The organism is Caballeronia sp. LZ034LL, assembly GCF_031451215.1.
Lineage (GTDB): Bacteria > Pseudomonadota > Gammaproteobacteria > Burkholderiales > Burkholderiaceae > Caballeronia.
Window position 1 is genome coordinate 1 of sequence record NZ_JARUXR010000021.1, and the last position, 1,030, is coordinate 1,030.

The following is a 1,030-nucleotide window of genomic DNA, read 5'->3' on the forward strand; positions in this document are numbered from 1 at the left end:
GGCGCGCTCGGGCATCGCGCTGCAGGACATGGAGTTCTGGCAGTTCCACCCGACGGGCGTAGCCGGCGCGGGCGTGCTGATCACCGAAGGCGTGCGCGGTGAAGGCGGCATCCTGCGCAACTCGAACGGCGACCGTTTCATGGAGCGCTATGCGCCGACGCTGAAGGATCTGGCGCCGCGCGACTTCGTCTCGCGTTCGATGGACCAGGAGATCAAGGAAGGCCGCGGCGTGGGTCCGAACAAGGATCACGTGCTGCTGGACCTGTCGCACATCGGCGCCGAGACGATCATGAAGCGTCTGCCGTCGATTCGCGAGATCGCGCTGAAGTTCGCGAACGTCGATTGCATTAAAGAGCCGATCCCCGTCGTGCCGACCATCCACTATCAGATGGGCGGCATTCCGACCAACATGCACGGTCAGGTCGTGGGTACGTCGAAGGGCTACAACGATCCGGTCAACGGCTTCTATGCCGTGGGCGAATGCTCGTGCGTCTCGGTGCACGGCGCGAATCGTCTCGGCACGAACTCGCTGCTGGACCTGGTGGTGTTCGGCCGTGCTGCGGGCAATCACATCATCAAGCATGCACGCGAGCTGAAGGAGCACAAGCCGCTGCCGGCCGATGCCGCCGACTTCGCGATGGAACGTCTCGCGGTGCTGGAGAAGTCCACCTCGGGCGAATACACGCAGAACATCGCCAACGACATCCGTTCGACGATGCAGGCACATGCAGGCGTGTTCCGCACGGCGAAGCTGCTGGAAGACGGCGTCGAGAAGATCGCGGAAGTGGCGGAGCGCGTGAAGCACGTGCATCTGAAGGACAAGTCGAAGGTGTTCAACACCGCGAAGGTCGAGGCGCTGGAGCTGGCGAACCTGATCGAGGTGGCGCGCGCGACGATGGTGTCGGCCGAAGCGCGCAAGGAAAGCCGCGGGGCGCATGCGCACAGCGACTACGAGCATCGCGACGACGAGAACTGGATGCGTCACACGCTGTGGTTCAGCGAGGGTGACCGGCTGGACTACAAGCCGGTG

General features: G+C 63.9%; 1 protein-coding gene. It reads left to right on the top strand.

What is annotated here, in order from left to right:
• Positions 1-1,030, top strand: a 1,030-nt coding sequence (locus tag QCE83_RS35210) for an FAD-binding protein (protein ID WP_309821471.1), incomplete at both ends; no start/stop codon positions are given.